This window comes from Agrobacterium sp. FDAARGOS_525 (assembly GCF_003938925.1).
Taxonomy (GTDB): domain Bacteria; phylum Pseudomonadota; class Alphaproteobacteria; order Rhizobiales; family Rhizobiaceae; genus Agrobacterium; species Agrobacterium pusense.
Genome location: NZ_RKIU01000003.1, coordinates 1,986,042 through 1,997,703, shown reverse-complemented (window position 1 = coordinate 1,997,703; position 11,662 = coordinate 1,986,042). Strand labels below are relative to the sequence as shown.

The 11,662-nt window shown below is 59.8% G+C and carries 13 protein-coding genes; 5 read left to right on the top strand and 8 right to left on the bottom strand.

What is annotated here, in order from left to right; genetic code table 11:
* Positions 1-76 precede the first annotated feature (76 nt).
* Entirely contained in the window at positions 77-484 is a 408-nt protein-coding gene (msrB, locus tag EGT36_RS11140; RefSeq protein ID WP_004440632.1) for a peptide-methionine (R)-S-oxide reductase MsrB, read from the top strand.
* 182 nt (positions 485-666) lie between these two features.
* On the opposite strand, the gene EGT36_RS11135 is transcribed toward msrB, so the two are convergent.
* From EGT36_RS11135 to EGT36_RS11120, 4 genes are all read right to left on the bottom strand, one after another.
* The gene (locus tag EGT36_RS11135) at positions 667-1,164 is read right to left on the bottom strand and encodes a GNAT family N-acetyltransferase (RefSeq protein WP_037091616.1); all 498 of its coding nucleotides are present in this window, start codon (positions 1,162-1,164) and stop codon (positions 667-669) included.
* A gap of 103 nt (positions 1,165-1,267) precedes the next feature.
* A complete protein-coding gene (gene trhA / locus EGT36_RS11130; protein ID WP_004440627.1) occupies positions 1,268-1,936 on the bottom strand; it encodes a PAQR family membrane homeostasis protein TrhA in 669 nt (222 codons plus the stop codon).
* 317 nt (positions 1,937-2,253) lie between these two features.
* Complete coding sequence (locus EGT36_RS11125; RefSeq protein ID WP_125270408.1) at positions 2,254-2,565, bottom strand: TraR/DksA family transcriptional regulator; 312 nt, start codon at positions 2,563-2,565, stop codon at positions 2,254-2,256.
* Between the two features lie 122 nt (positions 2,566-2,687).
* Entirely contained in the window at positions 2,688-3,098 is a 411-nt protein-coding gene (locus EGT36_RS11120; protein ID WP_004440622.1) for a universal stress protein, read from the bottom strand.
* A 274-nt stretch (positions 3,099-3,372) separates the two neighbouring features.
* Here EGT36_RS11120 and EGT36_RS11110 point away from each other — a divergent pair, with 274 nt between their 5' ends.
* On the top strand, positions 3,373-4,233 hold the full coding sequence (locus EGT36_RS11110; protein WP_125270407.1) for a VOC family protein: 861 nt from the start codon (positions 3,373-3,375) through the stop codon (positions 4,231-4,233).
* An 85-nt stretch (positions 4,234-4,318) separates the two neighbouring features.
* A complete protein-coding gene (locus tag EGT36_RS11105; RefSeq protein WP_004440617.1) occupies positions 4,319-5,479 on the top strand; it encodes an AI-2E family transporter in 1,161 nt (386 codons plus the stop codon).
* Between the two features lie 71 nt (positions 5,480-5,550).
* Here the strand turns inward: EGT36_RS11105 and EGT36_RS11100 are convergent, their stop codons facing one another.
* The 4 genes from EGT36_RS11100 to EGT36_RS11085 all read right to left on the bottom strand — a co-directional run bounded on the left by EGT36_RS11100 (position 5,551) and on the right by EGT36_RS11085 (position 9,087).
* Positions 5,551-6,636 (bottom strand): bifunctional transcriptional activator/DNA repair enzyme AdaA, encoded by a 1,086-nt coding sequence (locus EGT36_RS11100; RefSeq protein WP_037091627.1) that lies wholly within the window; start codon positions 6,634-6,636, stop codon positions 5,551-5,553.
* A gap of 249 nt (positions 6,637-6,885) precedes the next feature.
* Positions 6,886-7,611, bottom strand: a complete 726-nt coding sequence (locus tag EGT36_RS11095; RefSeq protein WP_035210808.1) for a polysaccharide deacetylase family protein — start codon at positions 7,609-7,611, stop codon at positions 6,886-6,888.
* Between the two features lie 61 nt (positions 7,612-7,672).
* On the bottom strand, positions 7,673-8,581 hold the full coding sequence (locus EGT36_RS11090) for a dihydrodipicolinate synthase family protein (RefSeq protein ID WP_037091630.1): 909 nt from the start codon (positions 8,579-8,581) through the stop codon (positions 7,673-7,675).
* Positions 8,582-8,685: 104 nt separating this feature from the next.
* On the bottom strand, positions 8,686-9,087 hold the full coding sequence (locus EGT36_RS11085; RefSeq protein WP_004440606.1) for a DUF930 domain-containing protein: 402 nt from the start codon (positions 9,085-9,087) through the stop codon (positions 8,686-8,688).
* A 223-nt stretch (positions 9,088-9,310) separates the two neighbouring features.
* On the opposite strand from EGT36_RS11085, the gene EGT36_RS11080 reads away from it, so the two are divergent.
* Both EGT36_RS11080 and EGT36_RS30995 read left to right on the top strand, forming a co-directional pair.
* The gene (locus EGT36_RS11080; RefSeq protein WP_125270406.1) at positions 9,311-11,410 is read left to right on the top strand and encodes a S9 family peptidase; all 2,100 of its coding nucleotides are present in this window, start codon (positions 9,311-9,313) and stop codon (positions 11,408-11,410) included.
* A complete protein-coding gene (locus EGT36_RS30995; protein WP_257784218.1) occupies positions 11,410-11,535 on the top strand; it encodes a hypothetical protein in 126 nt (41 codons plus the stop codon). Before EGT36_RS11080 ends, EGT36_RS30995 begins: the two co-directional genes overlap by 1 nt.
* Positions 11,536-11,662 lie beyond the last annotated feature (127 nt).

The window sequence follows — 11,662 nt, the reverse complement described above, 5'->3', positions numbered from 1 at the left end:
AGTCGTTATGGGATATGTCCTCTTTCAATCCGCCATGGCGATGATTATCTGAGGCATGAACAGAAAGGATCATTCCATGAGCGATCTGACATCCCCAAAAGTGAAGAAGACCGACGCCGAATGGCGTGAGCAGCTGACGCCGGAGCAATATCGCATCCTGCGCGAGCACGGCACCGAGCGCGCCTTTACCGGGCCCTATTGGGACACATTCCAAAAAGGCCTCTACCGCTGTGCGGCGTGCGACGAGCCGCTGTTCCTCTCCGACACGAAATTCGACGCCGGCTGCGGCTGGCCAAGCTATTTCGAACCGGTGAAGCCCGGCGCAGTGACGGAACATCGCGACGCCAGCCATGGCATGGTGCGCACTGAAATCCGCTGCGCCAATTGCGGCGGTCATCTCGGCCACGTCTTCCCCGATGGCCCGCCGCCCACCGGTCTGCGTTATTGCATCAACGGCCATTCGATGGTGTTCGAGCCGGTCTGAGCCATTCCGCGTATTTCTTCTCCCCGGGGGGGGGGAGAAGGTGGCCCGAAGGGTCGGATGAGGGGCTACGTTAGCAATATTCGGAGAGCTTGCCCCTCATCCCGCTGCCGCGGACTTCTCCCCCTCGGGGAGAAGAGACTCGTGACACTCGACCGATCAAAAGATGGCTTAAGCTTCTTGGCTTAACCTAATTTCAGTTCCATACACGTCAGATCCAGCCAGCGCCCGAACTTGGTGCCGACTTCCGAGAACCGGCCCGCGACCGTGAAACCAAGGCTTTCATGCAGGCGGATGGAAGCGGTGTTTTCCGACTCGATGGCGGCGATCAGTACGTGCACGTCGTTGCCGGCGGCATGATCGATGAGCGCCTGCATCAGTTTTTTGCCGATGCCGTGGCCGCGGGCGTCCTTATGCACATAGACGGAATGTTCGCGGGTGTGGCGATAACCGTCAAAAGCGCGCCAGTCACCATAGGAAGCGTAGCCCGCGACCTTGCCGTCCAGAACCGCGACGATGACGGGAAAGCCGCGCGACTTGCGGGCGACGAACCAGTCCTTGCGATTGTCGAGATCGACCACCACCTCGTTCCAGATCGCCGTCGTGTTCACGACAGCGTCATTGTATATCTCCATGATGCCGGAGAGGTCATCAACGGTCGCGTCGCGAAGTTCCACGGTCATTTTCTTAGCTCCGCCTGGTTTGCGAATACGCGGCTTTGCCGCGCCTGCGCCGAGCCTTAAGCGATGAGACGGAGGCATGTCCAGCGCCGCGCTCTCACGATCTTTACGAAGCCAGGGGAACGAGGCTGAAGGCGGTGACCACGGCAAAATAGTGAACCGCAGCGGCTGCGACCACAAAACCGTGCCAGATCGCATTCTGGAAGCGCAGCTTTTCCCAGACATGGAAAATGACGCCGAGCGAATATATGACGCCGCCGGCGACGATCAGCCAGAGCGTGACCGGCGCGAGATGCGACGACAGCGGCTCGACCACCATGACGCCGCTCCAGCCCATGGCGAGATAAAGGCCGATGGCGACCCGGTCATAACGGCCAGGGAACAGGCATTTCAGAAGGATGCCGCAGATCGCAGCGAGCCAGATCAGCCCCAGCATGACCGCGATCATGGGATCGTGGATACCGCGCATCAGAAACGGCGTATAGGTGGCTGCGATGAGAATGAAGATCGCCGAGTGATCCAGCCGACGCAGGAACCATTTCACGTTCGAGTGCGGCCAGATATTATAGGTGAAGGAGACGGATAGGCAGACGACGAGACCGAGGCCGTAAATCCACGCCGCTGCAATGGCGCTGAGCGTACCCCATACCATCGCGTAGAAAATCAGCGCCGTGGCACCGATAAGCGCCAGCACGATGCCGACCCCGTGGACGATGCCATCGGCGACAATCTCGTGAAAATCATACTGGCGTCCGAACCGCCACAAATCGCTCATAGTCCAATCCTGTCTGCGTGCTTTCACCAAAGCATGAAGACAATATTAGACAGGAACAAGACAGCAGCCGGTTAATGGCGATCAAATTGCGTTCGGTGCTGTTGCGAAAGGAGAGGTCCTGGGTTGCCCTGCGGCCAGACCAATTGCCTGTGAAGCGAGCGGTATACACTTGTTTCTTCTCCCCGCCGGGGAGAAGTCCGCGGCAGCGGGATGAGGCGGCAGGGTAGATGTGTTCGGAGAGCTTGCCCCCTCATCCGGCCCTTCGGGCCACCTTCTTCCCAGCGGGGGGAAGAAACCCAGCCACGCTTTCCCTGCCCTCACAACGCCGCAGCACATTCCTGACAGAACGGCGTATAGGGAACAGCCTTCAACCGATCCTCCGAAATCTCGCTTCCGCATTTGACGCAGGTGCCGAAAGTGCCCTTGGCGATACGCTCGAGGGCGGCGTCGATAGCGCGCAACTCATCCTGCCCCAGCTCGTCCAGCACCTCGTCATTGCTGCGTTCGGCGGCCCTGTCATCGTCATCAGGATTGCGCGGCTCTTCGAAGTCGGCCTCGATCTTATGCAGGCGACGATAAAGCTCGCGCTGCCGGTCACGCAGGATTTTCTCGTAACTTTCTGTATTCATGGACTTTTCCTCCAGCCGATCGTCTTGTTTTGTCGCATTTCCGGATGGAAAACCGGATTCCACTTTTCCTGGAAATGCTTGGAGGGGCGGGAAACCCGCCCGCAACCCTAAAACGTCAAACCTTAGCGATCCACCAGCACCGAGCATTTGGCGTGGCGCACCACGCGGTCGGCGGTGGCGCCGATGAAATAGTTGCTGAAGTCAGGCGTGTGCGACGCGATGATGATGAGATCAGCCTTGTGTTCCTCTGCCGCAGCGATGATTTCCCGCGCCGGCGCGCCGCTTCTGATTTCATGGCTGCCGTTGAAACCGACCCTGGCCTTGAGGTCCGAGAGTTTTGCCTTGGCGTCCTTGATGGCGTTTTCGATGAGGTCGACAGGAAGGTCGATCGCCATATAGCCCGGCAGTTCCTCGACAACGTTGATGAGAACGATCTCGCCGTCGGGGTCCAGCAGTGCCTTGGCCTTTTCGAGAATCTTTTCTCCCTTGTCAGTGGCGCTGAGGTCTACCGGTACGATGATCTTCTTGTACATGGCTGTCTCCTTTGACGTGATCCGCCGTTGTGTCGGGCTCAAGCTCATATTTGCCGGCCGGCGCAGCCTTCACCTTGATCGAAGTCAAAGCCGAAGCCATGCCGGAACAGGGCATTGTCAACGAACAGTGGACAGTCAATCGCCAGCTGGTGATCTTTGCTGAACGACGAAACCAGCCCATATTCGTCTTCGACAAACGCCGCAAAGCGGCGAAGCCGACCTCGTCGGCAACCGGCCCACCCCTTGGCGCGTCGGAATCAATATGGAGATGATGATGAGTGAAATCAAACAATTCGCCCTGACGCGGCCGGCCTATGTCGGCCAGGCCCATCTCGTCGTTCACGATCTGCCGCGCGTTTCGGATTTCTATCAAAAGATCATCGGTCTTTCCGTTCTTGAAAAGAACCCGAGCGGTGAGGTGCTTGGCGTCGGAGTCCAGCCGCTGCTCACACTTTCCACCTCCAGCACGGCGGAACGCGCGCCGCGCAATGCCGCAGGCCTGTTCCACACCGCATTCCTGATGCCGAGCCGCGATGACCTCGCGCACTGGCTGGCACATGCCGCTCAGAACAATGTTCAGCTTCAGGGTGCGTCTGACCATCTGGTCAGCGAGGCCATCTATCTCGCAGATCCGGAAGGCAACGGCATAGAGGTCTATCGCGACCGGTTGCCGGAAGAATGGACCTACCAGCCGGATGGCACGGTGGAGATGGCGACAATCGGCCTCAATCTTCAGGCGCTTTACGACAGCGCCCCGAAGGCGGCCTTCACCGGTGCAGCGGAGGGAACCGCCATTGGCCACATTCACCTGCAGGTCGGCAGTATTCCGCAGGCCGATGAGTTTTATCAGGATGTGCTGGGGCTTAAGATCATGGCGCGATATCCCGGAGCAAGCTTCTTCGGATCGGGCGCGTATCACCACCACGTGGCCGCCAATATCTGGAACAGCCGTGGCGCCGTGGCCCGCAGGGAGAACATGACGGGGCTTTCCGGTTACTCGCTGAAATTCAACGAGCCGGCCGCGCTTGAGACGGCTCTTGCCGCACTCGACCGGCTGGAAATCTCCACCGAAAGGCAAAGTGACGGCATCTTTTTGAAGGATCCGTGGGGCATAGGGCTAAAGCTTTCCGCATAAACGCTGAACGGGGCGGCAGAAATTTCAGCCGCCCCGGAACCGCCGGATTTGTCGGACGTTAACCTCGTTATTGGGGGATAGTCCGATGAATGAGAATGCCAAGCCGGATCTTTCCGGCACCGCGGCCTTGCCAGTAGACAAGGCCGATCCGCTTGCGACACCCGCCTCTGTTTCACAGCGGGATGACGCGCGCAGTCAGCAACCGCTGGGGCGGGAGGCGCTTGACGTTTTCGTTGCCTGGTCGGTCATCGGCATTTTCCTGATCATGTCCATGGCGGTGATTCACGAATTATCGATGATTCTGATGCCCGTCGTCATGGCTGTCGTCGTTGGCATGATCCTGGGCATCTCCGCCGAAAAACTGGCCTCCTACGGCATTCCGGGTGCCGGTGTCGCCATCATCCTGTCCACACTCGTCGCGGCGGTCATTTTTTTCGTGGTCAATTCCCTGATCGACCCGGTCTCACAGCTGGCATCGGAAGGCCCCGCCCTGATCGAGCGCAGCATCGACCGCTTCCTTCCTTACCTCGAAAATCTGCGGTGGCTGAATATTTCCGCGGCCACGTTCAGCATGGGCTCCATGTCGATGGAATCGCTGCTGTCGCGTAGCGGCGAAATCATTTCCCTGCTTGGCGCGAATGTGACGCCGGCCATCGTTCAGGGACTGATCTTCCTGGCGGCTCTTCTAATGTTTCTCTACAGCCGGCTGCGACTGCGCAAGGCTCTCATCATGGCCTTTCCGGCGCGCCATCAGAGGCTCAGAACCATTCGCATCATAGGCTCGGTGGAGAAGGTGCTGGGCACCTATTTTGCCACGGCAAGCCTCATCTACGCCGCGCTGGGTGTGACGATGATCGTGATCGCCTATCTCGGTGGCCTTGCCATGCCGCTTCTTTGGGGGCTGTTTGCCTTTCTTTCGAGCTTCATTCCGTTTCTCGGCATCACGTTGATGACAATATCGCTGACCGTCGCCGGTATCATCACGCATGACAACATGATCCTCGCGCTGCTGCCGGCGGGAGTGTTCTTCACCATCCACCTCTTGATGGAAAACCTCGCCTTTCCGGCGGTGGTGGGCCGCAACATGGAGATCAACCCCTTCCTCGTCTTTGTGATGATCATCTTCTGGACGTGGATGTGGGGCGCGGCCGGCGCCATGCTGGCCCTGCCGTTGTCGCTGATCGTCATGACGGTGACGCGCGAACTCTTCCCCTCCCGCCGGGTGGTGCCGAACCTGCCGGATTGAACGGCGGATACAGAGGCGGAGGGCGCGACGCGCCTCCGCCAACGGAAAATCTCCTGAAACCCTACAACCGCTCAGGAAGCGAGCGGCATCTCGCGCACCTGCCCTTGCGCCATGCGACGCTCATGCTCGATCAGCCATTTCTTGCGCCACAGGCCGCCGCCATAACCGGTCAGACTGCCATCCGCACCGAGCACCCGGTGGCACGGCACGACGATGGCGATCTGGTTGGCACCGTTGGCGCGTGCCACCGCGCGCACGGCGGATGGCCTTTCCATGGCGGTTGCGAGTGCCGAATAGCTGACGATTTCACCCACCGGGATCTGCCGCAGGCTGCGCCAGACATCGCGCTCGAAGGGCGTGCCCTGGCCGGCAAGGCGGGTTTCGAAGGAGGCTGACTGCCCGGCGAAATAGGCCTTGAGCTCGGCTTCGATCTGACCTGTTACCGCCGTTCGGCCGAGCACCATGTCCGCGCCGGTGCGGCTCTTCAGCCGCTTCAGTTCGGCCGGAAGCGCCGGCCGGTCCGCGAATTCTAGCAGATGCAGGGCATGATCGTCGGCAACGGCGAGCATCGGACCAATCGGCGTATCGATCCAGTCACCCTTCAGGAACCCCCTGCCCTTCATGGCGGCGGGAGAGGAGCCGAAGAACTGGTTGATCGCGGCGCGGAAGCCGCTGCCGGAGTCGTAACCGGCGTCGATCTGCGCGCCGATCACCGCTTCGCCGGAAGCGATGCTTTCCACCGCATCGCCCAAGCGGCGCAATCTGGCGATTTCCAGAAAGCTCATGCCGAAACGGCGCTTGAAGGTGCGGCGCACGGTGGAGGGATCATGGCCAAGCGCCACCACATCCTCCTCACGCCAGCGCCGCGCCGGTTCGTTTTCCAGCACCGTCAGCAGTTGCGTTACCGTTTCATCGGCCGTGCCATAGGAGAGCATCGGTTTGCAGCGCTTGCAGGGGCGGAACCCCGCCTCCAGGCATTCGGCGATGGTCTCGCGGAACCGGCAGTTTTCGATCTTCGGTTTGCGCGCCGTGCAGGTGAAGCGGCAGAAGATTTTGGTCGAGGTCACGCACACATAGGCCACGCCTTCATAGGCGCGGTCCTTGTTCACAAGGGCGGAATACAGGGTTTCGGTGTCGGGGCGTTTGAACAGTATCATGACGAAGATGCTAGCGCAATTTCGAACGGCACGCCGCCGAAAAACGGGCGTGGATGTGGGGGATTTGTCAGCTCGTTTCGTCCGCGCCGTTTGAAGGCCAAGCCTGCGGCATATTTCTTCTCCCCGGCGGGGAGAAGGTGGCGCGCAGCGCCGGATGAGGGGGCAAGGGCAGAGATATGCGGAAAGCTTGCCCCCTCTTCGGGCATCTTCTCCCCGCCGGGGAGAAGAAACGGGCGGCAACCTTGGAGATCAATTCCCCGGCGGCGCGAATGACGGGTCGTCCAGCCGCGTGAAAATCACGCCGCGTGCCTTGAGCGCCAACAGGCCCTTCACCACGCCCTCGCCCGCCTCGTGGGTGGGCTGGTTGATGTGGGAGATGATGACATCGCCATTCTTCGCCGCAGCGATATGTTTGGCCGTCGCGGCAGCGCCCAGCAGCGAGCCGCCATCGCCATTGACGGAGTAACCCGCCACGCGCATGCCGAGCCGGTTGATGGTGGCCATGGACGAGCTTGTATATTTGGCCGTCGCACCCCGAAACCATTGCGGCTGGATGCCTGTGGCAGCGACGATGGCCTGACGACCGCCTTCCACTTCCTGCACGACCGCAGCTTCCGATCCCGCAGCAGCGATGCCGTAAATCGAAACGGGCTTGTCCACCGCCGGGACATGGTTTTCGCCGTGATTTTCGATCTCGAACAGGTCGGGATTTGCCATCAGCACCGCGAGTGCCTCGCTGTTATGCTTCAGCCAGCGGGCGGTCACGAAGATTGTTGCGGGAATACGTTCGCGAACGAGCGTATCGAGAATGCGGTGGTCGGTCTTGCCCATGCAGGCGTCGAGCGTCATCGCCACGCGCACCTTGCCATCATGCTGCGGCGACATTTTCAAGGACGGCTCGACAAGGCCGTTCGCCGCAAAGGCGGTCGCGGCGGCAGAGGCAAACAGGGCAGCGAGGAGGAGACGACGTATCATTTCTGGTTCCGCAATTTCATGCAGTCATGGTGTGTGGCAATCCGCCCGCAAAGCGCCCGAATTATGGCGCGGTTTCCAGCGCGGAGAGCGCCTCCAGCGCCTCTTCCACCCGCTGGCGTTCCGCACTCGTAAGCGGCAGGATCGGTCGGGGCGGTTCGCTGACCGTCAGCGACAGGATATTGGCGGCGGCATACACAACCCGGATGCTGCCGAATTCCCTGAACAGCGCCCAGAGCGGCTGGAAGACCGCATCGAGCCTTTTTGCCTCCTCCGCATTGCCGGTCTGTGCCGCCCGCATCAATTGCAGCGCCGGAACCGGCAGCAGGCCGGCGATGACGCTGTACCATGTATCGCCGCCGGCGAGCGTGGCCTCGGCGCAGCCCCAGTCACCGCTATAGCCGATGGCGAAATCCTCCGACAGTTTGGGCCTGAGCCGCGCAAGCTCGCCCGCATAATCGGAATCAGCGGGCAGCGGCATCTTGATGGCGCGGATATTGGGAATATAGGCGAGCCGCACCAGAAGTTCGTCGCTGAAGGTGAAGCGGGTGGTCGTCGGGTTGTTATAGATGGCGAGCGGCAGGCCCGTCGCACCCGCCACGGCGGCGAAATGGTGATAGGCCTCTTCCTGCGTCAGCGGCGTGTAGGAGACCGGCGCGAGCAGCAGCGCATCGGCACCGGCCGCTTCCGCATCCCTTGCCAGCGCCACGGCTTCATCGGTGCGCAAGGCGCCGACGCCGGCCATCAGTGTGCGCCTGCCCTTGAGGACGGCGGCCGCCGCTTCGATGGCGCGGCGTCTCTCCTCGCGGGTGAGATACATATAGATGCCGGTGCTGCCGAGAATGCCGACCGAATCAACTGCCGCGACATCCAGCCGCTCGATCAGGGCGGAGAAGGCTTCAACATCGACCCGCCCTGCCTCATCTGCCGGCGTTATCGGAAAAGCAGAAAGTCCCTTGAATCGTCTCGCCATGTCTGTGCCCCTCACTTCGATCAGATGTCAGGGTTACAGAGCCGGTTGCGACGGGGCAACAAAGCGGCGGCTAAACGCCGGTTCGAAACCGAAAAATTCCGTGATCAGTCATAAAGATACAACTTCTTCCACTGCTCCTCGGGAATTTTGTCGCCCACACGGTAGTCAAAGGACTGGATGCTGAGACTATCGCTCTTCAGCTGACACTTGTATCTGAGCTTGTACCATTCGCCCGAACTTCTGAAGACCGCGCCCGGCGCCTTGATGGAGTTTTTTCCCACTTCCGGATCACCGAACGTATAGGCGATCACCTTGTCCGGCTTCATGCCCTTCTGCTCGGTTGCTATCCGCTCCATCGCCTCAATGTCGCAACGCTGCTCCAGACGCTCCTCGGGAGCAAGCGCGTTCAACTGCCGCATGACGCTGGCATCAATCGCAAAAGCGGGGGTAAGGGTCTGCAAGCCAAGGAAAAAGGCAGAAAGGGCAGCGGGAAGAAGCTTTCGCATGGGGTCCTGTCAGTTTTTTCGTTTGTTCTTGACGATGGATGGCGTGCCAGCGGGTGGCACGCATCATCGCTGATTTGCCGGATATTGCCAAAATGTGATCGAAAGCTGACGAAATTGTGCCCGAACGCCATTCCGCCTGTGGAGATTTGAAACTTGATCGGCCGCAAGCCCCGCTCTACATCTTGGTGCCGCTCAAGAATTTTTACAGGAAAGCGAGTTTCCATTGCCGATTTTCAAGAACCTGCCCGCCGCCCCGACCGCCGAAAAACGGCCCGTTCAGGATACGCATCACGGCATTACCCGCACCGACGATTACGCATGGTTCCGGGCCGATAACTGGCAGGCCATGTTCAAGGACACCTCCATTCTCGACCCGGCGATCCGCGCCCATCTGGAGGCGGAAAACGCCTATATGGAAGCGGCGATGGGCGACACCAAGGCGCTTCAGGAGAAGCTTTTCGAGGAGATGAAGGGCCGCATCAAGCAGGACGATTCCTCCGTGCCGGTCAATGACGGGCCTTATGCCTATGGCACGCTTTTCGTGACCGGCGGCGAGCAGCCGCATTATTTCCGCACCCCGCGCGGCGGCGGTGAGAAACAGGTGCTTTTGAACGGCGATAAAGAGGCCGAGGGCAAGGATTATTTCCGCCTGTCCGGTCTCGACCAGTCTTCCGATCACACACACGGCATCTGGGGTTATGACGACAAGGGCTCGGAATATTTCACCCTGCGCATCCGTAACCTCGAAACCGGCGAGGACCTTGCCGATATCGTCGAAAACACCGGTGGCGGCGGCGCATGGGCGCCCGATGGCAAGAGCTTCTTCTATACGCTGCAGGATGAAAACCACCGCCCTTCCAAGGTCTTCCACCATATTATCGGTGAGCCGCAATCGGCCGACCGGCTGGTCTATGAGGAGAAGGATCCCGGCTTCTTCATGGGCGTTGGTGCGTCCGTTCTCGATGATTTCATCTTCATCGACATTCACGATCATGAGACCAGCGAATATCGCATTCTCTCCACGAAAGACCTGACCGCCGAACCGGCTATCGTGGCGGAACGCGAAGAGGGCATCGAATATTCGATGTGCGAAGGCGGCGATGTCTTCTTCATCCTCACCAATGACGGCGATGCCAAGGATTTCCGCATTGTGGAAGCCCCGGTCACGGCGCCCGGCAAGGAAAACTGGAAAGAGGTGGTGCCGCATGAGCCGGGCCGGCTGATCCTCTCCGTCGATGCCTATGCCCGCCATCTGATATGGCTGGAACGCCGTGACGGCCTGCCGCGCATCGTCATCCGCGACCGCCGCACCGGCGAGGAACATTCCATCGCTTTTGCCGAAGAGGCCTATTCGCTCGGCCTGCATGGCGCGGTGGAATATGACACCGACGTCATCCGGTTCTCCTATTCCTCGATGACGACGCCGAGCCAACTGTTCGATTACGACATGGTGACGCGCGAACGCACGCTTCTGAAGACGCAGGAAGTGCCATCGGGCCACAACCCTGATGATTACATCACCCGCCGCATCATGGCCCCTGCGCATGATGGCGAGCTGGTGCCGGTCTCGCTGCTTTACCGCAAGGACGTGCCGCTCGACGGCTCCGCCCCCTGCCTGCTCTATGGCTACGGCGCTTACGGCATCACCATTCCCGCTTCCTTCTCCACCACGACGCTGTCTCTGGCGGACCGTGGTTTCATCTATGCCATCGCCCATATTCGCGGCGGCAAGGACAAGGGTTTCGAGTGGTACGAAACCGGCAAGATGGAGCACAAGCAGAACACGTTCAAAGACTTCATTGCCGCTGCCGATCATCTCGTTCAGGAAGGCTTCACGTCTTACGAGCGCATCATCGCCGAAGGTGGTTCTGCCGGCGGCATGTTGATGGGCGCCGTCGCCAACATGGCGCCGGAGAAGTTTGCCGGCATCATCGCCGCCGTTCCCTTCGTGGACGTGCTGACAACGATGCTGGACGACACGCTGCCGCTGACGCCGCCGGAATGGCCGGAATGGGGCAATCCGCTGGAATCGGCAGAGGAATATGGCTGGATCGCCGCCTACAGCCCCTATGACAATGTCGGTGCGAAGCCTTACCCGCCGATTCTGGCGCTTTCCGGCCTCACCGATCCGCGTGTGACCTATTGGGAGCCGACCAAATGGGTGGCGAAGCTGCGCGAAAAGACCACGGGTGAAGCGCCGATCCTGCTCAAGACCAACATGGCGGCCGGCCATGGTGGCAAGTCGGGCCGCTTCCAGCGGCTGGAGGAAATAGCCTTCGAATACGCCTTCGCGCTGAAGGTAGCCGGCAAGGACGCCGTCTGATGCCCGATGCGGGCGGCGTAGGCTGCCGCCCGCATCGTTTCGCACAAAAATACCTCGCGAAAAAAGATTTCAGATTATTTTTTCCACAAATTGCGGCAAAAATTTCTTATTTAAACAAAACTTGAAATTATTGGGAATTTTTATTTCGATCTACTGTATAGTCTATATTTTCTACTGAATAATAAAATACACGCCATGTATTACCCGGACAGGAAAATCGCTCCATAGATCACCTGCATGGCTGCCCTGCGC